Annotated in this window: 21 protein-coding genes and 2 pseudogenes; 12 read left to right on the forward strand and 11 right to left on the reverse strand. The window is 51.2% G+C overall.

Annotated features, from left to right (window positions below; all coding sequences use genetic code 11):
- Positions 1–12: 12 nt before the first annotated feature.
- A complete protein-coding gene (ascF, locus tag C1N64_RS21195; protein ID WP_058702514.1) occupies positions 13–1,461 on the reverse strand; it encodes a PTS cellobiose/arbutin/salicin transporter subunit IIBC in 1,449 nt (482 codons plus the stop codon).
- A gap of 315 nt (positions 1,462–1,776) precedes the next feature.
- On the opposite strand from ascF, the gene C1N64_RS21200 reads away from it, so the two are divergent.
- Positions 1,777–2,784: a LacI family DNA-binding transcriptional regulator gene (locus C1N64_RS21200; protein WP_058702515.1), complete on the forward strand. Its 1,008-nt coding sequence runs from the start codon at positions 1,777–1,779 to the stop codon at positions 2,782–2,784.
- Between the two features lie 15 nt (positions 2,785–2,799).
- On the opposite strand, the gene C1N64_RS21205 is transcribed toward C1N64_RS21200, so the two are convergent.
- The gene (locus C1N64_RS21205; RefSeq protein WP_394515560.1) at positions 2,800–3,549 is read right to left on the reverse strand and encodes a DeoR family transcriptional regulator; all 750 of its coding nucleotides are present in this window, start codon (positions 3,547–3,549) and stop codon (positions 2,800–2,802) included.
- 58 nt (positions 3,550–3,607) lie between these two features.
- Positions 3,608–4,870, reverse strand: a complete 1,263-nt coding sequence (locus C1N64_RS21210) for a DUF1479 domain-containing protein (protein ID WP_367144104.1) — start codon at positions 4,868–4,870, stop codon at positions 3,608–3,610.
- Between the two features lie 225 nt (positions 4,871–5,095).
- On the opposite strand from C1N64_RS21210, the gene C1N64_RS21215 reads away from it, so the two are divergent.
- Positions 5,096–5,917, forward strand: coding sequence for a Cof-type HAD-IIB family hydrolase (locus tag C1N64_RS21215; RefSeq protein ID WP_033742381.1), 822 nt, complete (start codon positions 5,096–5,098; stop codon positions 5,915–5,917).
- 262 nt (positions 5,918–6,179) lie between these two features.
- On the opposite strand, the gene C1N64_RS21220 is transcribed toward C1N64_RS21215, so the two are convergent.
- Positions 6,180–6,863 (reverse strand): RipA family octameric membrane protein, encoded by a 684-nt coding sequence (locus C1N64_RS21220; protein ID WP_006121996.1) that lies wholly within the window; start codon positions 6,861–6,863, stop codon positions 6,180–6,182.
- Between the two features lie 158 nt (positions 6,864–7,021).
- On the opposite strand from C1N64_RS21220, the gene C1N64_RS21225 reads away from it, so the two are divergent.
- Together C1N64_RS21225 and C1N64_RS21230 are read left to right on the forward strand one after the other, a co-directional pair.
- Positions 7,022–7,333, forward strand: a complete 312-nt coding sequence (locus C1N64_RS21225; protein WP_367144106.1) for a hypothetical protein — start codon at positions 7,022–7,024, stop codon at positions 7,331–7,333.
- A 211-nt stretch (positions 7,334–7,544) separates the two neighbouring features.
- On the forward strand, positions 7,545–8,606 hold the full coding sequence (locus tag C1N64_RS21230; RefSeq protein WP_367144107.1) for a diguanylate cyclase: 1,062 nt from the start codon (positions 7,545–7,547) through the stop codon (positions 8,604–8,606).
- Between the two features lie 63 nt (positions 8,607–8,669).
- Here C1N64_RS21230 and map read toward each other — a convergent pair whose 3' ends face one another.
- The 3 genes and pseudogenes from map to C1N64_RS21245 form a co-directional block, all read right to left on the reverse strand.
- The gene (gene map / locus C1N64_RS21235) at positions 8,670–9,455 is read right to left on the reverse strand and encodes a type I methionyl aminopeptidase (RefSeq protein WP_006121994.1); all 786 of its coding nucleotides are present in this window, start codon (positions 9,453–9,455) and stop codon (positions 8,670–8,672) included.
- Positions 9,455–9,697: a ParD-like family protein gene (locus C1N64_RS21240; protein ID WP_367144108.1), complete on the reverse strand. Its 243-nt coding sequence runs from the start codon at positions 9,695–9,697 to the stop codon at positions 9,455–9,457. Before C1N64_RS21240 ends, map begins: the two co-directional genes overlap by 1 nt.
- A gap of 221 nt (positions 9,698–9,918) precedes the next feature.
- Positions 9,919–10,820: pseudogene (locus tag C1N64_RS21245) on the reverse strand (LysR family transcriptional regulator).
- A 98-nt stretch (positions 10,821–10,918) separates the two neighbouring features.
- Here C1N64_RS21245 and C1N64_RS21250 point away from each other — a divergent pair.
- Both C1N64_RS21250 and C1N64_RS21255 read left to right on the forward strand, forming a co-directional pair.
- On the forward strand, positions 10,919–12,484 hold the full coding sequence (locus C1N64_RS21250) for an NADH-quinone oxidoreductase subunit L (protein ID WP_394515561.1): 1,566 nt from the start codon (positions 10,919–10,921) through the stop codon (positions 12,482–12,484).
- 29 nt (positions 12,485–12,513) lie between these two features.
- Positions 12,514–15,053: pseudogene (locus tag C1N64_RS21255) on the forward strand (YbcC family protein).
- A gap of 331 nt (positions 15,054–15,384) precedes the next feature.
- Here the strand turns inward: C1N64_RS21255 and C1N64_RS21260 are convergent.
- Positions 15,385–15,585, reverse strand: a complete 201-nt coding sequence (locus C1N64_RS21260; RefSeq protein WP_394515562.1) for a hypothetical protein — start codon at positions 15,583–15,585, stop codon at positions 15,385–15,387.
- Positions 15,586–15,702: 117 nt separating this feature from the next.
- On the opposite strand from C1N64_RS21260, the gene C1N64_RS21265 reads away from it, so the two are divergent.
- Positions 15,703–15,996 (forward strand): hypothetical protein, encoded by a 294-nt coding sequence (locus tag C1N64_RS21265; protein WP_033742399.1) that lies wholly within the window; start codon positions 15,703–15,705, stop codon positions 15,994–15,996.
- A 655-nt stretch (positions 15,997–16,651) separates the two neighbouring features.
- Complete coding sequence (locus C1N64_RS21270) at positions 16,652–17,731, forward strand: tyrosine-type recombinase/integrase (protein ID WP_394515573.1); 1,080 nt, start codon at positions 16,652–16,654, stop codon at positions 17,729–17,731.
- A gap of 60 nt (positions 17,732–17,791) precedes the next feature.
- Here C1N64_RS21270 and C1N64_RS21275 read toward each other — a convergent pair whose 3' ends face one another.
- Positions 17,792–18,187 carry an H-NS family histone-like protein gene (locus C1N64_RS21275; RefSeq protein WP_006121986.1) on the reverse strand — a complete coding sequence of 132 codons (396 nt, stop codon included), beginning with the start codon at positions 18,185–18,187 and terminating at the stop codon, positions 17,792–17,794.
- 1,775 nt (positions 18,188–19,962) lie between these two features.
- Between C1N64_RS21275 and C1N64_RS21280 the strand changes: the two genes are divergently transcribed.
- The 3 genes from C1N64_RS21280 to C1N64_RS21290 all read left to right on the forward strand — a co-directional run bounded on the left by C1N64_RS21280 (position 19,963) and on the right by C1N64_RS21290 (position 21,742).
- Entirely contained in the window at positions 19,963–20,523 is a 561-nt protein-coding gene (locus tag C1N64_RS21280; RefSeq protein ID WP_033742402.1) for a non-canonical purine NTP pyrophosphatase, read from the forward strand.
- Positions 20,520–21,314 (forward strand): SIR2 family protein, encoded by a 795-nt coding sequence (locus tag C1N64_RS21285; RefSeq protein WP_033742404.1) that lies wholly within the window; start codon positions 20,520–20,522, stop codon positions 21,312–21,314. The genes C1N64_RS21280 and C1N64_RS21285 overlap by 4 nt, the downstream gene beginning before the upstream one ends.
- Positions 21,315–21,427: 113 nt before the next feature.
- Complete coding sequence (locus C1N64_RS21290; protein WP_006121982.1) at positions 21,428–21,742, forward strand: YebG family protein; 315 nt, start codon at positions 21,428–21,430, stop codon at positions 21,740–21,742.
- Between the two features lie 350 nt (positions 21,743–22,092).
- On the opposite strand, the gene C1N64_RS21295 is transcribed toward C1N64_RS21290, so the two are convergent.
- Complete coding sequence (locus C1N64_RS21295; RefSeq protein ID WP_394515563.1) at positions 22,093–22,431, reverse strand: cupin domain-containing protein; 339 nt, start codon at positions 22,429–22,431, stop codon at positions 22,093–22,095.
- Between the two features lie 156 nt (positions 22,432–22,587).
- Here C1N64_RS21295 and C1N64_RS21300 point away from each other — a divergent pair, with 156 nt between their 5' ends.
- The gene (locus C1N64_RS21300) at positions 22,588–24,519 is read left to right on the forward strand and encodes a methyl-accepting chemotaxis protein (RefSeq protein ID WP_185200276.1); all 1,932 of its coding nucleotides are present in this window, start codon (positions 22,588–22,590) and stop codon (positions 24,517–24,519) included.
- A 57-nt stretch (positions 24,520–24,576) separates the two neighbouring features.
- Here C1N64_RS21300 and C1N64_RS21305 read toward each other — a convergent pair whose 3' ends face one another.
- A complete protein-coding gene (locus C1N64_RS21305; protein WP_033742410.1) occupies positions 24,577–25,851 on the reverse strand; it encodes a Glu/Leu/Phe/Val family dehydrogenase in 1,275 nt (424 codons plus the stop codon).
- Between the last annotated feature and the right edge of the window lie 242 nt (positions 25,852–26,093).

Genomic DNA, 26,093 nt, shown 5'->3' on the forward strand with positions numbered 1-26,093 from the left:
TGTAATCATTAATTAACTGGCGTTAACCGCGTTCGCTTTTTCTGCGGTGACGACGGACGAGGGCGCAGACGGCTGGGTCGTTTCAGGGATATCTTCAAACCCCAGAATGAGAGTAAGAATGAACGACAGCACGACAGAAAGCACCATTACCGCCACGACCCAGACAATCGACAGGGGGTTGGACGGATCAAAAAACTGCACGCTGGTAAATAATCCTGGCGAAGCCATTGAATGGCTGGCAAGCCCGCCGATTCCGGCAACGGCACCGCAGATAAAGCCACTCATCAGGCTGGCGATTAATGGGCGTTTCAGGCGCACGGCGACACCGTAAAGAGCAGGCTCAGAAATACCGGCCACAATAGCGGAGGCCGCGGCTGCAAGCGCCGTTTGGCGTAATTCGCGGTTTTTCGTTTTGAAGGCGACGGCCAGCGACGAACCGCCAAGTGATAAGTTGGCCCCAATTTCTGAAGGCATCACCATGCCTTCTTTACCTGTTTCTGCAATCGTCTGGATGATGGTAGGGGTAAAAACCCGGTGCATGCCGGTCATTACCAGTAGCGGCCACAGCCCGCCCATGATGGCCACGGAAAGCCAGCCCAGATAGCCGTGAATGGTGTAGACCAGCGCAGAGATACCGCTGCCGATCCAGATGCCAATGGGACCTATTAATACAATCGCAATCGGTGCCGCAATCAGCACAATCAGCATCGGCTTAAGGAAGTTTTTGGTGACGGCAGGCGTAATCCGATCCACGCCACGTTCGATATGGGACAGAATCCACGTCATCACAAGCGCGGGGATCACCGTATAGGTATATTTCACCGCCGTCACCGGAACAGAAGCAAACTCGACATGCTGGCCTTGAGCTGCTTTGGCCATTAAATCGATGAAAGTGGGGTGCACCAGGACGCCGGCAATAGCAATCGCCAGTGACATATTGGTTTTAAATTTCAGTGCGGCAGAAGCCGCTACCATGACCGGTAAAAAGAAGAATGCCCCATCCCCGATAACGTTCAGGATGATCAGCGTGGACGAGCCTTTGTCAAAAACGCCCGCCATATCCAGAATCATGGCCAGCAGTTTGACCATCGATCCGCCAATGATCGCCGGAATCAGTGGTGACATGGTACCGACAAGCGCATCGAGAATACCGGCACCAATGCTTTTCAGCGTGATACGACGTTTAACTGGCGCAGCGCTTTCAGCCTGCGGTTGACCGAGCGCCAGAACGGCCTGATAGGCTTTGGCAACATTATTCCCGATGATCACCTGATACTGTGTATCGGTATGCACGACGCCCATGATGCCGTTGACGGCCTTCAGGGCCGCCAGATCGACACTGTCGTCGTCTTTCACGACAAAACGCAGGCGCGTCATACAATGCGTAATGGCGCTAATGTTGTTCAGGCCACCTAAGGCGGTAACGATGGCCTGTGAAATCCCGGCATAATTTCCTGACATGATGTTTCTCTCGTAGGGTAGAGGGAAGTGCGTTCTGGTTTCCGCTCATGACGGCTGCCTTATTGTTTTACGTCTTTCGCCAGGGGAACGTTGCGTGACCACTGACGATCGGCACGGCAAAATAGGAAACCGGTTTCACAAAATCATGAAGCTGTTTTGGGGCTGACACAAGCGCCAATAATCACCCTGTGTTATTTCTGTGATTAAGGTCACTGTCAATGATCTGGCGTGCCCTGTGGGCTGGCGTGTAAATATTTCAAATAATGAAAGACTTAGGTAGACTGCTTTCAGGCTGAGAATTCTGGCGATCCTCATATGACAACGATTTCAGAAGTGGCAAAACGCGCCGGTGTCTCAAAAGCAACGGTTTCCCGGGTATTGTCGGGCAACGGTTACGTCGGCAAAGAGAAACGTGAACACGTTTTGCAGGCTATCGCTGAAACAGGCTATCGGCCCAATTTACTGGCCCGTAATCTGGCAAATAAAAGTACACAAACCATAGGGCTGGTGGTGACTAACACACTGTACAGCGGCAATATTTTCAGCGAGTTAATGTCGCATTCCGCCAGGATTATGGAGCAGCAGAATCGTCAGTTAATTCTGGCTGACGGGAAGCACACTGCCGCTGAGGAGCGCGCGGCGATTCAGTTTTTGCTCGATCTGCGCTGCGATGGCATCATCATCTATCCGCGCTTTCTGAGTATTGATGAACTGGATGCTATTATTTCCGACCACAAACAACCCATTCTGGTAATCAATCGCCGCCTGCGCATTCATGAAAGTTTTTGTGTATTCAGCGACCAGCAGGCAGCAGGGCGGCTGGCTGTCAATCATCTGCTTGAACAGGGGCATCGTGATATCGCGTTTATCACCGGCTCGCTGGATTCTCCTACCAGTCAGGAACGACTTTCCGGTTATCAGGCTGCATTAAGCGCGGCGGGCATTGCGCCTAATCCCCAGCTGATTGTGCAGGGTAAGTGGACCGCACAAAGCGGCATGCTGGCGGTCAAATCCCTGCTCGCCGGCGGCGAGTTTTTCAGCGCTATCGTAGCCAGCAACGATGAAATGGCAATTGGTGCCATTAAACAACTCACGGAAAACAACATTGCTGTACCGGCCAGAGTTTCGGTGATAGGTTTTGATGACATCCCGCTGGCTCCGTATGTGATTCCCTCGCTTTCCAGCATGAAGTTTCCGGTTACCGACATGATCAATGAAACTATCAACCGGCTGGTCGCCATGCTCGATGGCGGCGAGTTAATGCAGCGTAAGCCTTTTATCGCCAGTCTGGTTTCGCGCGATTCTGTCAGCGTCGCACCCTGAAACCGTCAGCCACCTTTAAGCGATCGTCACCGGTATCACCTCGGTGCCTTGCTCTGTAAGCCGGTTCACGGTATCCGCGGGCAAGCCGTGTTCCGTGATGACATGACGCGGCGCATAACCGGGCGATAAAGGATAGGGATAAAGCTGTCCGAATTTACTGCTGTCTGTCAGGACATAGCTCTCAGCGTCTTTTGCCAGGACAGCGTCCACCACGTCACACCGTAGCATGTCGCGACCGGTAAAACCGGTTTCCGGGTGCCAGCCATCAGCACCAATAAACGCTTTATGAAAGTGGGTCTGCTGAATGCAGTAACGCGTCAGTGGCCCGGTCATCGATTCACTGCTCTTTTGTAACCGGCCTCCCAGCACAATGACCTCACAATCGGCTTCTTTCAGCAGATGAGCGATATAGTGACTGACGGTGATAAGCGTCAGATTTTTTCGACTGGCAAGCGCAAGTGCCAGTAAGGCATTCGTACTGCCGCCCTCGATAAAAACTGATTCGCCCTCATTGACGCGTCCGGCGGCATAACGGGCGAGAGCCTGTTTGATGCTGAAACGTGTGTTCATCCGTGTGCTCACATTATCATTGTCCAGGGCGATGGCTGCACCGTGAACGCGACGTAACACGCGCTGCTGTTCAAGTTGTGTTAAATCCTGCCGTATCGTCACCTCAGACACACTGACAACGCGAGCCAGTTCACTGACGGTGATGCTGCCACGCGCATTGACCAGTTCGATAATTTTTTCCTGGCGCGTATTCATACCGGCTCCCTTTATCCTACTGAACCAAAGCGGGCATTAACCCGCTTACTCTTTTTTATCAGGACTGGCACAGGCTGCGTTTCCCGAGTGGGTTAAGGTCGGCCAGGGTAAAGCGATTCTTCCAGTCAGCTTCGTAATGCTCCGGTGGGAAGTCCGCAGGGGAATGACCTTGCTTCAGCGCATGCGCCACATGATGCGCATACGCGTGGTTTTTATCGCACATCGGCGCAGCAGGAATATACATCACATTTCCCCAGCCTTGTTGGTTTTCGACCGGCGCGACCGCGTGAATAAGGTCACAATGCCACCAAACGGAATCGCCGGCGGTAATAGCCGGTACCGGGCATAAGCCCTTCATCAAATGGGGATGCCATTTTTCATTAACAGGCAGGACGCGGCCGGGTGCGACACCGCACAGTTCATCTTCCGGCACATCGGAGAGCAGTGGACGTAACAGAAGATAGGCCATTGCCATGGGGACGGGCACAACGTGAAGTAAACCCTGACCCGGGATCATATCGGACAGCGCGGTCCAGCCCTGGAAAGTGCGGAAGACAGAACATTTTGTGGTGTCCGGTACATCGTATTCATCGACGTCGCTGCGGTGAGCGGCGTTCCAGGGATCGTAGCGATCAATATCCCCGTTAAAAACGGCGTGAAAGACGCGTTGATAAGCAGGCAACAGCCACCGTTCCAGCGCGCCTGAATCGGTATGCGCACCCAGTCCCTTTGACGTGGTGCCCGGTAGCCGTCGACGAATTCGGTCTGGATAGAGGATATTCACGTCAGGATCAAACCATCGCTGCCCCTCCGCTTCATAGGTCCATAACCGGTTCAGAAACGACTGTACCTGATGCATTTCCGGGCGTTGACGGGCCTGCATTTGAGCCTGAGACCAGTAAATGGGGTAAATCTCTGGACGGGATGCCTCAAGACTGCCAAAAAAATTGTCTCCTGGCCCGCGGTACTGTGCATCAAACTGGTTTTCATCCAGATAACGCAACATGTCGGCGTCCCAGGCCAGTGCCTGCTCACGGGGGAAATGCTGCCTGACGACGACACAGCCGCGCCGCTTGATTCGCGCCCGCGTTTCCGGTGAAACCGTGCCTGAGGCTATCGCCTCGCCCGTGACGATGGGCCAGGCGCTCCCGGTTTGAGCCTCTTCCTGCCTCGCTTCGGCAATGGCCTCTTCTGTTTTCTGACAGACTTGCCGAAATACGCGCTCAACGTCACCGATCTGCTCACGTGCGCGCTGCTTAAAGTCACGGATAGAGGCAGAGATGTCCTCAGGAAGTGGGGTGTAGTGAAGTCCTTCGCGCATAGATTAACCTCTCAACAGATGATGTCATTTCGAATGAAATTTATATAACCTTCATTCGAAGATGGTAGTCATTATTAACAGAGCTTTAACATTCAATCTGGGCGCGACGGCACAATTTGCCATAACAGGCGGAAATTCAGCGTTTGTAACTTTCAATAATCCTTACAGCGAGTAAGCTTAACCACACAGTTAGCCTGTTAAGGCCGGGAGCAAAGGGGGAGTAAAATGGCAGTAAGGATGATTGCAGTGGATATGGACGGTACCTTTCTTGATGAAAACAAGCAGTACAATGTCCAGCGCTTTTCACGCCAGTATGCTCTGCTCAAAGAAAAAGGTATTCATTTTGTGGTCGCCAGCGGCAATCAGTATTACCAGTTACAGCGATATTTTCCTGACATCAAAAATGAAATTGCCTTCGTGGCAGAAAACGGTGCGTGGGTGTCGCATGGCGATGAAGTGATATTTTGTGGCGAGCTGGCAAAAGAAAGGGTACACAGCGTACTCGATATTCTGGCCAGAGAACCGGATATCAGCGTCGTTGTTTGTGGCCGCAAAAGCGCTTATGTTCACGCGTCCATGCCGGATAGCGTGATCGGCATGCTAAAAAATCATTATTACCGACTCGAGAAGCGCGACAACCTTTACGATATTGATGACACTGTCTTTAAGTTCTCGCTCAATCTGGCGCACGAAGGGATTGAAAGCCTGATGACGCGTTTGCATACCCAATTGGGCGAAATCGATCACATCATGCATCCCGTTTCCAGCGGTTATGGCTTTATTGACCTGATTATTCCGGGTTGCCATAAAGCGCACGGTATCGCTTTGCTTCAGCAAAAATGGGGCATTAGCGATTGTGAAGTGGTGGCTGTCGGCGACAGCGCGAATGATATCGAGATGTTACGTCAGGCCTGCTTTAGTTTTGCAATGGCCAATGCGGGTGAGGCTGTCTCGGCTGTCGCGCGTTTTAAAACCGAGAGTAATACGGACGAGGGCGCGCTGAATGTGATTGCCCGCGTTCTGGCTCGTGAATTTCCATTCGACTGATTTCACTAATCAGATATCAACCAACCCAAATCACGTCTTGCGGAAACCACAGGTGACGTTGTCACTTGTAGCGATGTTTTCAGGGGCTGCTCACTCATCGTGAGCAGCCCCTGACGAGCCTGAACGTAAGCTGAGCATCAACGAGGCATAATATAGTTACAACATACTTTAAGCGTTTTATGTTATCCCCGGGATTAACCTATGTGCCTGTTTCGCCTGCCAGATGCAAGGGCTGGCCCGATGCATATCGGGCCATGGAAGGTTAGCGATCGGCTTTATTTTCATCAACACCGGAGGGATCGTTTTCAGCCTCTGACTGCCAAGGCTTCAGGAGCTGAATATCCAAAATGACATAAACCATCGTACTGATAAACAGTGAAATGACGCTACCAAACACACCGCTGGTAGTGAAGGTAAGGTAGTTATAGATGATTAACCATGTGAGGCAAATGAACATCGCGAGCGCCAGCATAATGGATGAAAGCGAGTAGTTGCTGGTACCCGCGCCTTGCTGATGCGTCAGTTTAAATACATGACCTGTGGTATACCTTTCCAGAATCAAAAGTGTTCGTTGCCAGTTACGGCGTTGACGTGAACCCGCGCGCACAAGAAACAGGTAAAGCACAGAAATAAAAAAGCCGGAAAAGGCGATAAGCACCGGCACGGCTTCTAACGCGTATTCAATACTTTTGTGACTCGCCCCGGCGGGACTCAGGTCCAGCGTCAGCGATGCACCCAGCGCCGCATAGAGAAAAACGAACAGGGCCAGAAACGTGATCGTCCGTTTCCAGTCTGCCTCAGCCTCATGATTTTTTTGCTGTAGCGCGACAGTATAAGCGCGATCAATGTGTTCAGCGTGGGGAGAGTGCATCTCAATGACGTCAACGGGTTCGTCCAGAAGTGCGGTGATAAATGCTTTGTGATCGTCAGGCAGGGGGATTTTCATTATCCAGATTCTCGTTGTTAATTTTCGCTTATTTTAGCTGTCCTGAGACGAAATGATACTCACGTTCCCGGTTAAAATGCGTTAAAAGGCAAGCAAATGCCTTTTGTTCATCCGGCTTGTTGTACACTGCCGATGATCCCACGACGAGGAAAGCGACGATGAATGACAAGAAAATGATTTCCATCGATCAGTTCAGTGATGAAGAGCGACTTGCCGTCAATGAAATGCTTCATCATTTGATTGAAAAATACCGCCAGCGTACGGGTAAAGAACCGGACGTCAAAAAAGAGAAAGCGCTTAACCTTGAAGCGCGTCAGCAGGTGATGGCGGATAAATTGCTTAAAGAAAAGTTAAAAGCAGAAAAGGAAAACAAAAAACCTGTCCGAAAAAAGAAACCGTCCTCACTGACTGCCAGTGAAGTCAGCGATTTTAACTGGTCTGCGTCGGTCGCGAAGGGCCGCAGGAGATAGCGGCAATGTATTGCTAAATTGACAGCCTGATGCATGACAATGAGATGATGTTGCGCGTTAGGCTTAAACGTATTTTTTTAAATGCGGGCAGCTAACATTTTTTTCTCACCAGAAAAAATAATAAATAAAGCGGAAAGAATCTTAAAAAGTCATGCTGCCTGCTCTTTTTGTAGATAAACTGCGTTATATAGACTGCTAATTACGCCTTCGAATGACCTATTACTCACCCGATGATAATCATCTCAAAATGCGATCGACGCGATTTGTTCGTCGCATGTTCGCAATGCGCCAATTAGGGACGATTTTATGTGCCATGCCAATCGCTTCTGTATTAGTCGAACAGGGTCACGGCATCTCTATTTTTGCGTTACTGATCGGTAATGTCATCGTCTGGCCGTCTCTGGCCTATCGCCTTGCGGCTTCCGCGCGTGATTCAACCGCGAGGGAAAGAATAAATCTGACGCTTGATGCGGCGTTTGGCGGTATCTGGGTCGCGTTGCTGGCGCTGAGTCCCATGCCGTGTTTTGTGATCATGGCTGTATTAATTTCCGACCGTTACGCAGCAGGCGGCTGGCCACAGCTCCTGTCCGCCTTTCAGTCATTTCTGTTTGCCTTTCTTCTGGTCTGGACGCTTGAAGGCGCGCCGGTATCAATGACATTCAGCCTGCGTACAGTCTGGCTGACATTACCGCTGGCGACCTTTTATATGCTGGCGTTAAGCGTCGTATCCCATAATCTGACGTATATGCTGCGTCAAAAAAATCGCGAGCTTGAACGCATTGCATTAATGGATCCGGGTCTGCAAATTCCTAATCGACGTCTTTTTGAACGTCGACTCGAAAGCGAATTTCTGCGTACCCGCCGTGGAGACAGTAAAGCCTACCTGATCATGATCGATGTTGACCATTTCAAACATGTTAACGATACCTATGGTCACGAAGCAGGGGATTTTCTTCTGGCGGAAATTTCGGGTTTATTACGTGACAGTGTGGGAATGAAAGACACACCGGCGCGGTTCGGTGGCGATGAACTGGGCGTCATTGTCCGTGATGCTGATGACGCTGGTATTGTCAGACTCGCTGAGCATATTCAGTGGCGCATTGCGCAGTTACGGTTGCCTGCTTCGCCCGATTTTACCTGTTCAGTCAGTATTGGTATTGCCTGTGCAGAAAAAGCCAGTTCGATACACGAATGGTTGCGCCGTGCCGATGAAGCGTTATATGACGTTAAGCGTTCGGGACGTAATGGTTTGAAGTTATGGCGAGGTCTTTAAGCACAGGGCGCGATATCTTATACCGCAAAAATAAAGCCGCCTGTTAAAAGCGGCTTTATTGACTCAGATAGCGGGATAATCGCCCGTTCCCTCGGGCCAGGGCGTGAGCAGGTCAAAACCCGTGTCGGTAACGGCAACGGTATGCTCCCACTGTGCGGAGAGTGATCGATCCTTCGTGACTACCGTCCAGCCATCGGAAAGCACGCTGGTGCCCGCTTTTCCGGCATTGATCATCGGCTCGATAGTAAAAATCATACCAGCTTTCAAGGGCATCCCTTCACCGGGCGTACCGTAATGCAAAATTTGTGGGTCGGTATGATAAATCTCGCCGACGCCATGACCGCAATATTCTCTGACAACCGAAAAGCCGGCATTTTCAGCAATGCGCTGAATGGCTGCCCCGATATCGCCTAAGGTCGCGCCAGGACGGACAGTTTTAATACCGGCAACCAGCGACTGATAAGTGATATCGACCAGGCGTTTGGCGCGCACGGACGGTGTGCCAACAAAATACATGCGGCTTGTGTCGCCATACCAGCCATCTTTAATAATGGCGACATCGATATTCACGATATCACCGTCTTTCAGTTTTTTTGCCGCAGGGATGCCGTGACAGACAACGTGGTTTACAGAGGTGCAGGTGGTTCGCGTATAACCGTGATAACCGATATTAGCCGGCGTCACGTTGAGTTCATTGACAATAAAATCGTGGCAAATATCGTCCAGCTCTTCCGTCGTAATGCCTGGACGAACGTGCGGTGTGATCATGGCCAGCACCTGTGCTGCAGCATGACCTGCCGCGCGAGCTTTTTCGATTTCTTCGGCGGAATGTATTTTCACTGTTCCCATTACACTTCTCCCTGTGAGGCCAGGTCACTCTTAGGCAGCACCTGGCGAATATCGGCACCGCCGTTCATTTCTATACGAATGAGCGTTTGCGCCAGTTCATTTTGCGTTAACTGCGGATAGAGCTCGGCCAGCATGCCCAGTTTTAACCAGTGCTCAGCCTGCGAGTTGATCGAGCGGCTCATTGCCTGACTGGCAATACGAAGATTCTCATGCATCACGTCGGATATTTTTACGATGCCCATATTCATCCTGTATATAAAGTGTATGCGTTTTATATACAGGGTAATGCCTGCAGTGGAAATTGCAATGAAAATTCCTGGGCATCTTAACATGTGTGAAATTTACACGACGTTCATCTGTATTTTTCACACCAACTCAAATTTATATTTTAGTGTGAAAGCTCATAATTCTAGCTATTGGACGATTCAATACATTGCCAGGCAACCTGCAATCGGCGTGATACTCAGTTGGGCACCTGTAATTTTTGCGCCCCTGCCAGCAGTTGCTCCAGCACGTCAATACGATGCCGGTGTGGTGTTGTGATGGCAAAGAAGCGCTCCTGCAGTTCGTCTGACTGGCCCACGGAGACAAGAATGCCGGCGCGTAGCTCATCCTGAACCACAACCTCGGGCAACACGGTGAGCCAGCCGCTGTCGCGGGCGATCAGACGCAGCATCGCCATGTCGTCCACCTCGGCTCGCAGTCTTGGCGTCACGCCGGCCTTAGAACATAAAGCATCAAATTGCGCACGCAGGGCATGGCGCGGGCCGGGCAGGGCAATCTCCACGCCATCCAGGTCTTCCGGGATGCGCAGGCTTTGTGACGCCCATTTGCTCGCGGGCCGACGACGGAGATAGACTGGCTGCCCAGGAACACGCAGCGCAACGGACGATCGGGATCGGCAGGTACTGTCTCATTAGCCAGCACCACATCCAGCTTATGCTGCGTCAGCCTGACCAGCAGGCCCTCCAGTAATCCGGACTCCAGTGTCAGTACTATGGCAGGGTCGGTAAGCGCGGGCCGAATCCAGTTTTCCTGATAATTTCGCGACAGCGTTGCCACGCTGCCCACGCGTAACCGTGTAACACCGGCTGACGTGCCTTTTAACCGTCCCAACATCTCCTGGCTCAGACCAAAGATGTTGTCGGCATAGGCCATAACCAGCTGACCTGTGTCTGTCAGCATCAGACGGCGACCTTTACGGATTAACAAACTTTCTCCAAGTCGATCCTCCAGTTGCCGAATTTGCACCGAAACGGCCGATTGCGAGGTGGCCAACTCTTCGGCAGCCCGCGTCAGATGCCCAAGCCTGGCCACGCGCCAGAAATAATAAAGGTGATGAAAATTCAACTGGTTGAGGTTCATTGTTCGTTTTTTAATATTGAAATGTGCAAATAAATATATTTTACAGAATAGTTCAGGTCAATGATCATACGGCTAATTAAGCGTATGAGGGAAATACAATGAATATCTTTGATGTTCTGCATCTGGTCTGTTTTTTGGCGCCAGCATTTCTAATGGCCGCATTAGCGGGACTGACGCGGTTTAGTTGGATTACCACGCCGATGCTTTGGCGTGTATTACAGGGAGTCTCGTTGAGTACCATTGCCTTAACCGGACTGTGTCTTGCCGCGGGCATCAGTGGTGCGCAATGGACGGGCGTAATAATGGCAACCTCTTTTGGCCTGGTTTTGGCTTTACTGGTGCAAGTGCTGGGTAAGGTTATCGCTTCATTTTCTGCGCGTTACCTTGAAGGGGAAGCCAACCAGCGAGGCTATATTGGCGCACTGGCCGTTGTGCTGTGCAGCGTGCATCTGCTCGTGATCGCCGATAACTGGCTGCTGCTCATCGCGGCCTGGGCCGCAGTCGGTGTGGCACTTCAGCACTTGCTTTGCTTTTATCCCGATCGGCCTTTTGCGCGACTTGCGGCACACAAAAAGCACATTGCGGATCGCATGGCTGACGTGATGTTGCTTGGCGCTGCCGCGCTCGCCTGGTGGGATGTAGGTAGTTTCTCGCTGTCAGCTCTGGGGATGCATATCGCTCAGCATGGCATGTCGCTGTCCTTACAGGCGAGCGCCGTTCTGCTCGTAATGGCGGTCATCCTTCGTACGGCCTTGCTACCCGTGCATGGCTGGCTGATACAGGTGATGGAGGCGCCAACACCTGTATCGGCGCTCTTACATGCTGGCGTCGTCAATCTGGGGGGCTTTGTGCTTATTCGCTTCGCACCCATGTTAGATCAGGCAAACGCTGCGCGCATCCTGTTGCTGATTTTCGCGCTGGCGACCGCTGTGCTGGCAGGCATTGTCATGTTGACTCGCATCAGTATTAAAGTGCGGTTGGCCTGGTCAACCGTTGCGCAGATGGGCTTCATGCTGCTCGAATGCGCGCTTGGCCTTTATACGCTGGCGGCACTGCATCTGATTGGCCATTCACTCTATAAAGCCCATGCTTTCCTGTCGGCCTCGGAAGGTGTAAGGGACACTCGCCTGCAGGCTTTGCACCGGGCCGCTTTGCCCAGCACCCTTAGCGTGTTTTTTGCCCCCGTGCTGACAATTACCGCCGTGTTTCTGGTGCTGATGCTCTCAGGTCTTGCCGCCTGGCCCTGGTGGTGGAGTGTGGTGCTTGGTATGGCCTGGGCACCGTTACTGTGGTTACCCGAGGCTTCAGAGGGCAGGTCTGGAAAGTCGGCGCAGCTTCTTTTCGGGTGCGTCACGGTGATCGCTCTGACGACAGTTGCGCTGTCAGCACATGCGCTGCCGCTTGGCCTGCAGGATATGCCGGATGACAGTCTGGGTCTGATCGCGCTGGCAGGCATGGCGGCCCTGTATCTCTGTCAGGTGTTATTGCAAAAGCAGCCGCAACACCTGTCGCGCTTGCGTCAATGGAGCTATGCGGGTTTTTACCTTGACGAAGCCTTCACACGTCTGGCGCTGCGCTTATGGCCAGTTAACCTCACATCCCGGGTTTCTATGCACGTTGAACCTGAAGTACCAACCGCGCCTGTTGCTGACAGGCTGAGCTGAACCACACGAATAAACTGGAGAGCCTACTGATGGATACCTTAGTCAATAACGAAAAAACCGGTTCGGCGAGCCTGACGCAATCGACACAAAACGCCTGTTCCCGGCATGCTGCAATTGAGCAGGCTTGCAGCCAGGCCTGCCAGGCGATTGCACCAACATGGCCGCTGGATCGCGCCATTGCTGTCAACCCTCACTGGTCGCGTATTGGCATGCCGGTACGCAGGGTGGCCGCCCGGATGGCGGTACTCGGCGGTATCCAGGTATTCCCATCGCGCGATCAGCAGTTCCTGGCCTGGCGCGAGGGCCGTATCAGCCTTGCCGATCTCAATCTGGCGCTACATCAGCTGCCCGAAGCACAAGCGACCGGTCTGACGGCTGAACAGTGCCTGGATGCGTTACAGGCAAGAACCTCACCAGTGCAATTGCCGCTGCTAATCGATGTGCTCGACAACGATCCTGATCGGCACCAGAGATTATCCTGGCGGCAGGCTATCACGCACCAGGTTGGTCAAACCTGCGCCGCCTACTTCGATGAAGATCAGGCGAACTGGCAACCTCAGCGACAGGGCTTATATGCCTTCTGGCGGGATACGCTGGGACACGATCAGGGTATCGGTTTTTTAATGGGTCTGCCCATATCACAAACGCTATCAATGCCTTACCCGATAATGCTACCGATGCGGAGCGTTGGCTTATCGCACGTCTGGGCCTGCCTGAGGCTGTATGGGCGGATTATCTGGAATCGGTACTGCTTACCGTGAATGGGTGGGCTTCCTGGTGTGCCTGTCTGAGCTGGCAGGCGGGACTGGCGGGGGGTAAGGACCCACACCTGCGCGAGTTGCTGACGATTCGCTTAGCCTGGGGCGTAATCCTGTTGGAATGCAAAGATGATGCAGCAACCCGGCACGCGCTTGCTTCGCTTCAGCACGCCTGGAAACAGGCTCACCAGGTGCTGGATGCGGCGGAACATGCGATGCTGGTTGACGAAGTATGGCAACTGGCGCTGGAGATTGGCTATCAGCGTGAATTGGCGCATCGGCTGGCCTTGGCAAAAGGTCATGGTACGGAACATCAGGCAATCGAAGCTCAGGCTGCTTTCTGCATTGATGTGCGCAGTGAACCGTTGCGCCGTGCGCTTGAGACCGTGAATGCTGGTATACAGACCATCGGTTGTGCAGGATTCTTTGGCCTTCCCGTTGCCTACACACCGCTGGGCACGCAAGCCCGCCGTCCCCAGTTACCCGGCTTACTTGCGCCTTCCCTGGAGGTCGCTGACCGTATCGTGGAGGCGGGTTCGCAATATAAAGCCGATGCGGCACTGCAAAGCCAGGCCAGTCGTTCGCGTCACGCCCGATTTGCCATGGCCGATCAATGGAATGCGATTAGCCGCTGGCCGGGGGCTGCCTTCTCGTTTGTGGAAGCGGTTGGACTGGGCTACTCGGTCAAGCTGGTAAACTGGTTACGCCCGGGCAATAAAGCACGTGCCAGAGATGATCTTGCTGGCTTACCTGCGCGGTTTCGGGAGACGTGCCGCCCACAACTGGTTGGGCTGGATACTGAGGCTAAAGTTAAGCTCGCTGCCGGGGTTCTTCACGCCATGGGCCTGGAACAGCATCTGGCACCTATAGTGCTCCTCGTGGGACATGGCAGCCAGTCAGCTAACAATGCCCACGCAGCGGCACTGGACTGTGGTGCCTGTTGTGGCCAGACCGGTGAAGTGAATGCACGCAGCCTGGCGCAATTGCTTAACGAACCACAGGTTCGCCAGGGGCTGCAAGCGCAAGGAACAGTGATTCCGGACTCTACGGCGTTTGTGGCCGCCCTGCATAACACCACTACCGATGAAATCGAGTGGTTTGATCTCGATTTGTTGCCGCAAAGTGCGCGCGCCCGCTGTGAGCGATTGCAACCGATTTTTAATCAAGCCAGTGATCAGGTCCGCCGCGAGCGGGCACCCGCCCTTAAGCTGGACCCGCGTGCGCCCGAAGATGTGTTGCTCGGACAACTACGCCGTCGCGCTAATGACGGGGCACAAACCCGTCCCGAATGGGGTCTTTCGGGCAACGCAGCCTTTCTTATTGCCCCTCGTCACAGAAGTCGTGGCGTAGTCCTGGGCGGGCGCAGCTTTCTGCATGACTACGATGCGAGTCAGGATAGTGATGGTAGTTTACTGGAAGGCCTGATGACCGCACCCATGCTGGTCACACACTGGATTAACTGGCAGTACCACGCGTCAACATGCGATCCGCAAAGGATGGGGAGCGGTAATAAGGTGCTGCACAACGTAGTGGGCGGGCGTATCGGTGTCTTTGAGGGCAATGGCGGCGATCTGCGGATCGGTTTATCACGTCAGTCGCTCCATGACGGCGAGCACTGGATGCACGAGCCGTTGCGCCTGACCGTTGTTATCGACGCGCCGCAAAGCGCCATTGACACAGTGATTAGTAAGCATGAGGTTATCCGGAAACTGCTCGATAACGGCTGGCTCCATCTCTGGCGCTTTGAAGAGGCCGGTCTGGCACGCTATGCACAGGGTAACTGGCTTTCACTGAATCTGGAGAGTCTATAAGAACGCCTGTGTGCTAAGGCCTTCGCTGAAAAAATGAAGCGACTGTCTGCCAGACCAAAAAAGTTACAGTGTAACTAATAAGTGATTTTTTTATTCTGTACAAAGGGGCAGTTGTCCCTTTTTTACAGACATAAAAATCGTTCCAGCCATTTTCAGGATAACGCGAGCAGGCCAGTTAACGGCCTGCATTTTTTTTCCGGTAAGCTGGCGTTCAGCATGACGTGGCGATCAATCCTATATTGCACACGAAATTGAATGGGTGTTTTAAAGGGTGATTTCTGGCTAACCACCTGAAAAATAGGGATTTATCGATGTCATTCAGGCGGCAGAATTAACGACTGTCGTCAGGGTGAACAAGCGAGTCGTCCACATGCAGCACGGCCATATCCGTCACCTTCAGCCTTTGTCTTGCGGTGGCGAAAGAGGAAATCGTATTGACAGAGAGCAGCGGTAATTCATCACGCAACGTTTTTAATAATGTCGACATGCCAGTACGGAATTTTAGTACGCCATCGGGCGGTCTGTAGGCCATAATACGCATTCGGACATTTATTGCAGTGAATGCTTATTTTGCCGATATCATAATAGTACAACCCTTGTAACACAGCGCGATGCAACGCATGTCAACCTCATCTCCGGGAACAACGTAATGCGATCACTAATTATCATGGGCCTGGTGTGGGTTCTTGCTGCATGTTCTAACTCTGTGGGACACAATTTCGATACGGCGACTATTCAGAAGATTAAACCCGGTCAGACGACACGTGCAGAGCTCATTCGTATGTTTGGACCGCCTGATACAGAATCACCTTATCCCAACGGGCAGCAGGTCATGATGTGGAAATACAGTCAGGCCAGGGCTCTGGATACATCGGCGGGAAAGACGCTGACTGTGCAAACTCAAAATGGACGAGTTTTTAACTATACGTTTAGCAAGAGCTGAAGCGGCTGGTGTTACGCGCAATTGTCTCATTTTCAATGTTAGAGTGCAGTGCCGCTGTATCAAATGCATTCTGACCACATGGTCAACCCGAGAGTGCCTTCTTATCGATAATCTCTCCCGTAGCCCGAGCCAGGTATTGCAGAGATCTTGCTGGCGGTGCGCCTCATAATTTATGGCAGGGGGCGTACTCATGAAGCGGTAGCACGACGATCAGAATCCCGTAATTTATCTGCGCCTCCTGATATTGGTGAAGCTGTCTCACTTGCTATTAGAGCGCCTGTTCATCTGAACGTGCGCAGAGGTTTCCTGCCCGGATCTCCGTACAGCGAATAGCTGTCAAATGCACAAAACGCATCGCGGAATTTTTGACAGCATACTTTTCAGTTAGCTGACGTATCCCATTCATCGTCTTTATCTCCTGAGAAAGCGCCGTTGTGGAAATAATCCATCATTTATCGCGTTGTTCTCTGCGGGTTTATTAACCAATCCTTTTAAAAATAATGAGAGTCTTTTCCTTAATGACTTTCTTAAAAAGCGCACAGCGCTACCATTGTGACTCCAGACTTAACAGGTCTGGAGTCACAGGCTGTTGGAAGGTAGAATCTGGCCGACAGTTTTACGATCAGGAGAGGCAGTGGCAGAAATTTTGACAGAAATGACATCGCCGCATGTGGGCCGTCACGTCATGTGTTGGCTCAATCAGATCAAACATGCTTCCTTGTCTGATCTGGATAATTTTGGCGACGAAGGAACAGTGGAGCAGGTTATCCGCGTGTGGGTAAAACTGTCGTTGCTTGTCACCCGACGTCGTCCCGAAATTGCCATATCATCACTACTCAGGCATGTGTTGCCGAATATTGGCACTTTACCGCTAAAAAACCTGACGCGTTTACGATTAAACAGGCTCTATAACGTCCTGATTTCTGAAGGTAAAAAAGAGGAAGCCCGGCGCGTTTTTGCTCTGACTAAACAGTTTTTGTCCTGGGCCGAAATGCAGGGTTACCTGGCGCATTCGCCCGTGGCTTCACTGAGGAAACGTGATATTGCGGGCCGTGCGTCACCTCCACGAAGCCGGCAACTGTCAGACGCGGAGATTTGGGTTTTCTGGCATGGTCTGGATAACTGGTCGTTGTCAGAACAGGTACGCTGGGCCTTACGCCTGTGTCTGGTCAGTGCCCGTCGGCCTGACGAAGTGGTTCAGGCGCGGAAATCAGAATTTAATCTGCAATCCGGATTATGGAAGCAGGGAACACGTAACAAGTCCCAGCGCGAACATACTTTACCCATTTCAGCGTTAATGCGCCGTTGTATTGAGGCCTTAATTGCCGCCAGCGATCCGGCTTCTCCTTGGCTCGTACCTGCGCCGCGTGATGTCATGCAGCCGCTTTCGAAAGGTGCGCTGAATCAGGCACTACGCCGGATGTTGCGTGCGCCTCGGGGATTAGGGCTGGAACCTTTCACGCCGCGTGATTTACGTCGAACGGCACGTTCGAAACTCGCCGCGCTGGACACGCCAAACGATGTGGCAAGAAAAATTATGAATCATGCATTAGAGGGAATCGATCGGGTTTACGATACGCATGATTATGTTGTGCAAATGCGGACTGCGCTGGAGCGGTATTCAGAAACGGTTGAGCGTATTACTGAAAGCGACAGCTACCATCATCTCCCTCATCGGTATGAGAATGAGACGCTACAATTAGCCAGTTCATCAATAATGATGATGAGCAGATAATCTCTTAAAACAATGTTTCCAATAAAATGCGCGGTATCGAAATCAATACCGCGCATTTTGTCAGATCAGGAAATCGTCAAGCGAACCGCCAGCGTCCAGCGCCTTTTTAATTGGCGATGGTGTACGGCCTTGGCCTGTCCACGATTTAGTTTCACCGTTTTCATCGGTATAGCGATATTTAGCAGGGCGAGGTGCGCGCTTAGCTTTTGTTTTTGTCTCTGTGGGCAAATCAACCAGTTCAGAAATATCAATGCCGTCATTCATCAGCATTTCTTTATACTTAGCTAACTTATCTGCTTTCTCGCGCAGCATAGCTTGCTCAGCTTCTTCTTCTTCACGGCGTTCAGCGACAACGACAGAAAGCTTTTCGAGCATTTCATTTAACACATCAAGCTCAATTTCCCGGGCTTGTGCGCGTAGAATACGAAGGTTATTTAATGCTTTGAGCGCATCCATTGGTTAATCCTTAAATTACAGCGAATATTTAAACAGGGTCATTCTACGAAAAATAATCAAGGAAAGAAATATCTCTTCTGTCTGAAATGTACAAATTTGTTACCGCTTAGGATTATTACGGCATTTTAAACGCATTAAACATACATAAAATTTAAATGCCAGACGCATTGTCAGCGCCTTTTTCGTTGAGGTCCAGGTGATAAACGGTAGCATATTACGGTGACGTATTGAAAATAACGCCCATTTATTTACTTAAAAAAGCAATAAAAATCAGTGTGTAATGCATTACCTCCTTACCAGTTACAGGGATATTACGGCATAATAAAGTCGCTTCATTCCAGCGCAGGTAAATGATAACGTCAGGTTAATAATTCCCCATGATAAATTGTCCTAATCTTCATTCTGCTCCAAAATGGTTGTGTCTTAATCGCCGGATAATGCGTTAACCGTCTTGTTCATTCCTGTTCACGGGATTAGTTTTTGTGAAGCCAGACGATTACTGAAGTCTGCAACTTTTCTTACAGGACAAATCCTTCTTTTAACACGGTTAGTCAGCGCAATATAGATCGCTATGATGGATAACATTGTGGGTACGCGCGCCTGTCTGTCTTAAGGTTTAATCACACATTTCGTGCTGTAAAGCAGAGCTATAAGCGGAGCGTTGACAAGTGACGGCAAGAATAAAAACGGGTAGCTAATATCATCCTGATGGCCTCTCTCCGTCACTGTACTTAAAGCCAGTCGGGAGGTTATCGTCGCTATAAGAATTTATCAGATCAACAACATTTATATGGCTGCGGACGTGATGCCGTTTGCTTATGAAAACACAACGTATTGCTGCCATTAGATTCTTGCACTTTTCGCTAAGGCGGATATTGTCATCTTTTCCGCTATGGGATGCTTTTCATTCCACGTCTGAAAAGTGAGTCGCTCTGTCTGACAGAATAACGTGCAGGGGGTTTCTGGAACCATTCAAAACCGCTTTTCACAAAAACATGCGTAGTGCGGCGTCTTTATCATTTTCCTCAGGATGAATTTTGAAATGCCGGAAGGGTGAACAGTCGGTGTGAAGGGCGGCACGGGTCTGCACATGCCGTACATTAGCAATAAAAGATATAAACGTTCATCGCTGCCGTTTGCAAAACAGCTTTGCCACCGATAAATACACAGGTCCTTGTCAGGTCGTCACGTCCGACTTTCTTCCCGATTCTTTTATACAGCCTCGCCAGAGCACTCTCTGCCAGTGAAAGACAGGTTCAGCCCCTGACGAGTGATGCGGCTTTGACGAACGGAACAGAGAGCGCAGGATAAACGGCTTATGCTATGCGTAATATTTTCGATTCATCTGTCAGGCACTGGATGGAAAATAAAACGTTAGTGACTTGATACTGTCAGTACTATGATGACGCCTGCATCAGTCTGGCTGGCGAACAGAGCCCCTGAAAGAACTTCGCGGCCGGTTTCTCTGTGGCTTACGGTATTTCCGCGCTTTGGAAAGGTGCAAAAACGCAGACGATGCGCAAAAGATTGTGTGTCTTTAAATAGCCAATGCAGCGGGTGCTTATTAAACGGAGCGGTGTTTTACATCATGCCTTATTCGGACTTATTCACGTCCTGCGTTGTTCTGTTTTATCCGCTCTACTCTGTAACCCCGCGTTTTGCGCAAATGTTCACGCCAGAAAGGCGCGAATTTGCGCTACACTCACCAGCGATAACCTCTTGTTCTGTCTCAATGATAAATTTGACTGAGGCAGCGTAATCAACGTGGAAGAAGCATGAAAATCAGATTCCTTTCGGCCAATGAGCAAAAACTGGCGGAGGTCCGCGGAATACTGGAACCTGTGGGCGTGGACGTCGTACCCATCGCGCGTCGCATTGAAGAAATTCAAACGGAAAATGAACTGGATTTAGTGCGAGATAAACTGACGAAGGCCTTCTCTATTATCGGACGTCCGCTTTTTGTTGAGCACACCGGGCTGTATCTGGATGGCCTGAATGGTTTGCCTGCGGGGCTGACGCGTATTTTCTGGAATCGCCTCGGTGCCGATCGCTTTGCATCGCTGGTACAGGGCCTCGACAGTCAGGGTGTAACCGCCAAAACCGTACTGGGTTATTGCGACGGACGCAAAATGTACCAGTTTTTCGGCGAATTGCGCGGCACTATTGCACCTGAACCTGCCGGTCCCCATGGATTCCAGTGGGACTGTATCTTTATTCCCGAAGGATACGATCAAACCTTCGCTGAGATGGGCGAGAAGAAAAACGAAATTTCCAACCGTCGCATTGCGCTGGATCGTTTTGCTGCCTTTTTAAAAACTGCACGAGGCGTGGCATGAAACCTGAGCTCAAACGCGCATACGATTCCGGCAAGCTCATTCTGTTTGCCGGAGCCGGTCTTTCCCGTAATCTCGGCCTGCCTGAATGGCATGAGCTTATCGCTCATCTGGCTAATGAACTGGGGTACGATCCGAAAATTTTTAATACTTACGGTACGCACCTCTCTCTGGCTGAGTACTACAAGCAGAAAAAAGGTTCGTTAGGACCGTTACGAAGCTGGATGGATCGCGAATGGCACCGGCCTGATATTGATGTCCGCAGCTCTGAAATTCATACCATGATCACTCAGGGCAACTTTTCACGCATCTATACCACGAATTACGATCGGTGGCTGGAAGCCGCGCATGAGGCCCATGGCGTGCCTTATTCAAAAGTGGCGAATGCAGCCGATCTGGTTTCACTCACCGAAGATAAACGTCATATCATCAAACTTCATGGCGACTTTGATGACGATACTTCTATCGTACTGGATGAAAGCAGCTACTTTGAACGCCTCTATTTTGATTCGCCGTTAGATATCAAGCTGACCCATGATGTCATGGGCAATTCGGTTTTGTTTGTTGGCTACAGCATCAGTGATTTTAATATTCGTCTGCTCTTCTATCGGCTGACAAAAATGTGGGGGCGCACAGGCCTGGCAACCGCCCGACCCAAATCTTACCTTTTTACCAATCGCAATAACCCGGTGGCAAAAGAAGTATTGGGGCAATGGGGAATCGAAATGATCGTGTCGGAAGAGGACGATCCCCGTAAAGCGCTGGCTGAGTTTATGGAAGAATTACTGGCCTGATGCACACCGAATGGCGTAAGCAGGGCAGGTTTAACCGTTGTGTCTTTTCTTCACTGGAAAACGTCGCCGACTGTGTTATACTGTATAAATAAACAGTATATGAGGGCAATAAAATGGCTGTCGAAACCAAATTTGTAGTAGTCAGAAAGGGTGAAGAGAAGATGACATTTGCCAATAAGAAAGAGGCCGATGCCTACGATAAAATGCTGGATATGGCAGAGGCGTTCACCGACTGGTTACTGGCACACCAGGCCGATATGGATGAATCGCAGGCTGAAACCTTAGGGTTGTTGCTGGCAGAGCAAAAAGACGCGGTACAGCATATTCTTCGCACCAGCAAATTACCTGGCACGGCGCAAAATGTGTCAGAAACAGCTGACGCGACTGCGCAAAGTGAGAAAAAAGTCCGCGCCGTTAAAGCGGCCTGATGGTTCATTCCTGGCAGTTCATTACCTGTGAACTGCCCGCCTGTTATCCCGCACAACGCTCTCTCCATAACGCTTCGCGCGCATTGACTGGTTTGCGCCGTGCTTGCCTGCATTACGATCAGCCAGTCAAATGTGTGATGGCAAAAGCGTAGTGATGGAGATATCTGGCAAGCCAGCCAAAACAAAGCGCAGAGCTGTGAAGCCAGCCAGTATGATTCCACATGAATAAGTCCGGTTTTTCATCCCGCCAAAAAAGAGGGCACAAACTGACATATTTTTTCCGCCCGTTTATTGTTTCAGGTCAAAATCATCGCGATAAGTTACCAAAATTTCACTTTCCCGCCCGGTGTTCAGACGACATCGTGACGATCGCCACGCGTTGTGGGATGAGAAATGACTAAAAAAGTGACGTTGTTATCGCTGATATTGCGAGCCTGATGTTTTGCGCCGGGGGGAATTTCAATACCCTGTTGCGTCTGCAGATGATGCACCACACCTTCCACCTCAAGGCTGAGCTGGCCTTCCAGCACAAAAAAGAACTGCCGCGATCGCACATGATAATGCCGTATTTCATGTGTTGCAGGCGGCATCTGCTCATAAATAATGCTCAGATCGTGTCTTTTAAGCAGATGCCAACCCTCACACTGCTCACCCCAGAAATAATGTTCTGCGTTCTCTTTCGAAATCATGCGCTTTCCCCCTGATGATGAACGTTGTGATTAAGGTCTGACTTGAGTCATGAGAATTAAAGTTCGTTTATTGAGCGCCGATAGATCCTTAAGGAACATAAAAGCGTCTGTCTGGCAGGGAAGTCAATTAAGCCGATCGATTTCAGGGGAATCCGCATGACTTCTCAACCCGCAAAAAAAACACTGACCACCCGCACCCAGATGCTGCTTGCCGGTGGCCTGACTATTACGCTTGGTTTTACCGTCACTATTGGCGTCCTGAGCTGGCAATCGGCAAAAGAGCAAAAAAACTTAGCGGAAAATTATCTTCAACAGATTGCACAAAGTCGCGGCCTGCAGATTCAGCAAGAGCTGAGTTACGCGCGCGATATGGCACACAGCCTTGGCCAAAGCCTGATTGCCTTACCAAAAGCGGGCGTTAATGACCGGAAAATTGCCGACAAAATTATGGAGTATTCTCTCAGGGCCAACCCTGACTATCTCTCTATGTCCGTGATTTTTGAACCTGACGCGTTTGACGGTCGCGATGCGGAGTTTGTTGGTCAGAAAGGACAGCCACCTCAGGGCCGCTATGCCTGGTTTGTTGACCGCGATCAGTCCGGCAACTATGCCATGCATCCGCTGCTCTCCTATTTGACGCCTGGCCAGGGGGATTATTATCTGGTCCCTCAACAGTCGCGTAAAGATACCCTGATAGAGCCCTACAGCTACCCGTACAACGGCGTGCCAACCTTACTGACCTCTGTTGCCTCACCCATTATCGATCAAGGCAAGCTCATGGCGGTGGTCACATCGGATATTTCGCTTGCGTCATTACAGCAAAAAGTGAACCAGATAAAACCCTGGCAGGATACGGGTTATGCGCTGTTGCTTTCGAACAGTGGTAAAGTGGTATCGTCACCTGTCAAAAATGACGCCGGTAAGGAATGGAAAGGCGACAAAGACAATTTTACCCGTCAGATCGTCGAACATGATGATCCGGTGTTGGGTGAAAGAGCCATGTACACCTGGTATCCGGTGGTGACAGGCAACAGCGATAAGCCCTGGTATGTGGGAATTGTCGCCCCTGTCAGCCAGGTCATGGCCGCCGCGAACCGCCAGCTCTATTGGGCTATCGGTTTAATGCTTGTGAGCATCCTGCTGGTAGGTGCCGTACTGGGGTTATTGTTTAATCGCAAAGTAATGCGCCCGCTTGGTGGCGAACCCGCAGAAGCAGCCCGCATTGCGCTGGCCGTTGCGGAAGGCAAACTCAGCAATGACATTAAGGTCGCGCACGGTGACAACGCCAGCCTGTTTTACGCCCTGCACACCATGCAAAGCCAGTTGCAATCCATTGTGGGCCAGATTAAAGATGCCAGCGCGTCTGTCAGAGAGGGGGCCAGTGAGATAGCCAGCGGCAACCTGGATTTAGCCTCGCGCACCGAACAACAAGCGGCAGCACTGGAAGAGACAGCAGCCAGCATGGAACAAATCAGCGCCACGGTTCGCCTGAACGCGGATAACGCCCAGCAGGCTACGCACCTGACCGGAAATGCGACAACCATTGCCAGCCGGGGCGAAAACCTGGTGGGCCAGGTGGTACAGACCATGTCGCAAATTGATGACAGCTCAAAGAAAATTGGCGATATCACGACCATGATCAACAGCATTGCCTTCCAGACCAATATCCTGGCGCTCAACGCAGCCGTTGAGGCGGCCAGGGCGGGCGAGCAAGGGCGCGGATTTGCGGTAGTGGCCTCTGAGGTCAGAAACCTGGCGCAACGCAGTGCCGGTGCGGTCAAAGACATTGCCGCGCTTATTGAGGAGTCCAGTGCCCGGGTACAAAGCGGCGTCACGCTGGTCAATGAGGCAGGCAAAACGATGCATGAAATGACCCAGGCTGTCTCCTCTGTACAAAGTATCATCAACGAAATCGTTGCCGCGTCAGATGAACAGGCGCGAGGAATTAGTCAGGTGACGATTGCGGTAAATGAAATGGACGGAACAACGCAGCAAAACGCGGCTTTGGTGCAACAAATGTCGGCGGCAGCCAGTTCGCTTGAAGATCAGGCGCAACAGCTGGCCCAGACGGTGCAGCAATTCCGTTAAGCGAAAGCCGCTGAATAAAAACAACCCGCGCACATCGCGGGTTGTTTTTTTACTGGCTTAGCCCGGATAGATACCGCGATCTTTACGGGCCATCAGAATACGCTCACAGGCAACGATATAGGCTGCGGTGCGCAGAGAGCAGTCTTTCTCTTTGGCTTTTTCCCAAACGTGAATCATGGCTTCAGTCATGATTTTATCAGACCGCTTATTAATCTCGTCTTCACTCCAGAAGAAACTGGCCATATCCTGCACCCATTCGAAGTAACTGACCGTCACACCGCCGGCGTTACAGATAACGTCTGGGACCACAATCACGCCACGGTTTGCCAGCACATCGTCAGCATCGGGATAGGTAGGACCGTTGGCACCTTCAAGTACCAGTTTACAGCTCAGGGTCTCAGCGCGTTCACGGGTAATCTGACCCTCAAGGGCTGCCGGAATGAGAATATCCATTTCCGTGTGCCAGAAGGCCTCTTTATCAATGACTTGTGCGCCTTTGAAGCCAGCAATCTGTTTGTTTTCGGCCTGCCATTGCGTCAGTGCATCCATATCAATACCGTCGGCATTGAACAGGGTAGCGGTATGATCCTGAATCACCACGACGCGTGCGCCAGCCTGGCTGAACAGACGTGCCGCTTCACTGCCAACGTTACCGAAACCCTGAACGGCGACGCGCGCACCTTCAATCTCAATACCGGCACGGCGCGCCACTTCGCGACCTGTAACAAAAACGCCGCGACCGGTGGCTTTTTCGCGACCCAGCGATCCACCCAGGTGAATAGGTTTACCTGTCACGACGCCCGTCACGGTGGTGCCCAGATTCATGGAGTAGGTATCCATCATCCAGGCCATAACTTTACCGTTGGTACCGACATCGGGTGCCGGAATGTCTTTTTGTGGACCGATGATGATACCAATTTCGCTGGTATAGCGGCGGGTTAAACGCTCAAGCTCACCTTCAGACAATTTGAAGGGATCTACACGAATCCCGCCTTTAGCACCACCATAAGGCAGGTTCACAGCGGCACATTTGATGGTCATCCAGGCGGAGAGTGCCATGACTTCATTCAGGTCAACATCCGGATGATAGCGGATTCCGCCTTTGCCGGGGCCGCGTGACAGATTATGTTGAACACGGTAACCCTCAAAATGACGAATCGTACCGTCATCCATTTGCAAAGGAATATCAACGATTAAGGCACGTTTAGGATGACGTAACGTATCGATCCAGCGAGAGAGATCGCCCAAATAAGGGGCAACGCGATCGATTTGTTGAAGGTAGGTAGACCAGGCGGATGTACTACTGTCAGACGCGTAAGATAACTTATCCATACAGAACCTTTCTTATCGACGTTATTTATTGTGTTGAGCCGTGGAAACAACACGCTTTTCAGCGCATATATAATTTATCACTGCCAGAAAAAATATGATGTCGGCCCGGCACGCATTATCGCTATGCTATTTCGATTAACGCTGAATAAGAGTGAATAATAGTGCAGATAAACCGGGTAAAATCCCCGCGGTGGTTGCATAAGAAATGCATAAAAGATGCATAAACTAAAAAATCAACCATT

It is taken from the genome of Pantoea sp. SGAir0215, from assembly GCF_043543215.1.

Bases quoted from the DNA above. Each gene is read 5' to 3' on its own strand.
- ascF (WP_058702514.1), bottom strand. From the start codon at position 1,461: ATGTCAGGAAATTATGCCGGGATTTCACAGGCCATCGTTACCGCCTTA.
- C1N64_RS21200 (WP_058702515.1), top strand. From the start codon at position 1,777: ATGACAACGATTTCAGAAGTGGCAAAACGCGCCGGTGTCTCAAAAGCA.
- C1N64_RS21205 (WP_394515560.1), bottom strand. From the start codon at position 3,549: ATGAATACGCGCCAGGAAAAAATTATCGAACTGGTCAATGCGCGTGGC.
- C1N64_RS21210 (WP_367144104.1), bottom strand. From the start codon at position 4,870: ATGCGCGAAGGACTTCACTACACCCCACTTCCTGAGGACATCTCTGCC.
- C1N64_RS21215 (WP_033742381.1), top strand. From the start codon at position 5,096: ATGGCAGTAAGGATGATTGCAGTGGATATGGACGGTACCTTTCTTGAT.
- C1N64_RS21220 (WP_006121996.1), bottom strand. From the start codon at position 6,863: ATGAAAATCCCCCTGCCTGACGATCACAAAGCATTTATCACCGCACTT.
- C1N64_RS21225 (WP_367144106.1), top strand. From the start codon at position 7,022: ATGAATGACAAGAAAATGATTTCCATCGATCAGTTCAGTGATGAAGAG.
- C1N64_RS21230 (WP_367144107.1), top strand. From the start codon at position 7,545: ATGACCTATTACTCACCCGATGATAATCATCTCAAAATGCGATCGACG.
- map (WP_006121994.1), bottom strand. From the start codon at position 9,455: ATGGGAACAGTGAAAATACATTCCGCCGAAGAAATCGAAAAAGCTCGC.
- C1N64_RS21240 (WP_367144108.1), bottom strand. From the start codon at position 9,697: ATGGGCATCGTAAAAATATCCGACGTGATGCATGAGAATCTTCGTATT.
- C1N64_RS21250 (WP_394515561.1), top strand. From the start codon at position 10,919: ATGAATATCTTTGATGTTCTGCATCTGGTCTGTTTTTTGGCGCCAGCA.
- C1N64_RS21260 (WP_394515562.1), bottom strand. From the start codon at position 15,585: ATGGCCTACAGACCGCCCGATGGCGTACTAAAATTCCGTACTGGCATG.
- C1N64_RS21265 (WP_033742399.1), top strand. From the start codon at position 15,703: ATGCGATCACTAATTATCATGGGCCTGGTGTGGGTTCTTGCTGCATGT.
- C1N64_RS21270 (WP_394515573.1), top strand. From the start codon at position 16,652: ATGACATCGCCGCATGTGGGCCGTCACGTCATGTGTTGGCTCAATCAG.
- C1N64_RS21275 (WP_006121986.1), bottom strand. From the start codon at position 18,187: ATGGATGCGCTCAAAGCATTAAATAACCTTCGTATTCTACGCGCACAA.
- C1N64_RS21280 (WP_033742402.1), top strand. From the start codon at position 19,963: ATGAAAATCAGATTCCTTTCGGCCAATGAGCAAAAACTGGCGGAGGTC.
- C1N64_RS21285 (WP_033742404.1), top strand. From the start codon at position 20,520: ATGAAACCTGAGCTCAAACGCGCATACGATTCCGGCAAGCTCATTCTG.
- C1N64_RS21290 (WP_006121982.1), top strand. From the start codon at position 21,428: ATGGCTGTCGAAACCAAATTTGTAGTAGTCAGAAAGGGTGAAGAGAAG.
- C1N64_RS21295 (WP_394515563.1), bottom strand. From the start codon at position 22,431: ATGATTTCGAAAGAGAACGCAGAACATTATTTCTGGGGTGAGCAGTGT.
- C1N64_RS21300 (WP_185200276.1), top strand. From the start codon at position 22,588: ATGACTTCTCAACCCGCAAAAAAAACACTGACCACCCGCACCCAGATG.
- C1N64_RS21305 (WP_033742410.1), bottom strand. From the start codon at position 25,851: ATGGATAAGTTATCTTACGCGTCTGACAGTAGTACATCCGCCTGGTCT.